The sequence below is a fragment of the Rhodobacter sp. P2_H5 genome, from assembly GCF_056403335.1.
Map to the genome: position 1 here is coordinate 1 of NZ_JBFUFS010000114.1, position 733 is coordinate 733.

Here is a 733-nt window from a genome sequence, read left to right on the forward strand (position 1 = left end):
AACAGAAGGAGTCGGAGTTGTCCGCAGCGATCTCAGCCAATGAGGTCATCGCCCAGATGGGCACACGCAATAATGCCGCTGCGCGTGTTGTGGGCCGTATCAGCCTGTTCCTTGAAAGGCTCCTGCCGGACGAGGATCTAGCCAAACTGGAGGCGGAGAACCGCCGTCTCAACAACAAAGTCAAACAGCTTGAGGAGCAGATTGGCACTGACGACAGCAACGAACGCTTGGCCTCGATCCTCAACAACATCTCTGCTCAGGTAACACGTTACATTCAGAAATTCGAAGCAGAGTTTCGAGACTTCCCTGCACGGCTAAACCTGCCGCAGTTGACGATTATCTTCGATCGCCCCGAACGTCCGGTCCCCATGAGTCGCACCGGTGGCGGCGAGAACCATCTGGCCTATCATTTGTCGGCATTGCTCGCCATTCACCAGTTCGCGGCGCAGAATAGCCGCCCGATCCCACGGTTCCTCTTGATCGATCAGCCGACCCAAGTCTACTTTCCGTCCGAGCAAGTCTACAAGGATGCCGATGGCTCGGTGCAAAGGACTGAGGCTGACGCGGATCTTAATGCGGTGCGTCGCCTGTTTGAGTTGCTGCTGAAGTTTACGCAGGAAGATGTCCCTGGCTTTCAACTGATCGTCACCGAGCACGCGAATCTCCGCGARCATTGGTTTCAGAGCGCGCTTGTCGAAGAACCTTGGACCAAACCGCCCGCGCTGGTTCCGGA

At 56.4% G+C, this 733-nt stretch carries 1 protein-coding gene; it reads left to right on the plus strand.

The window, feature by feature from the left end; all coding sequences use genetic code 11:
- Positions 1-17: 17 nt before the first annotated feature.
- Positions 18-733, plus strand: a 716-nt coding sequence (locus tag AC1DVR_RS23815) for a DUF3732 domain-containing protein (RefSeq protein ID WP_478003097.1), incomplete at its 3' end; no start/stop codon positions are given.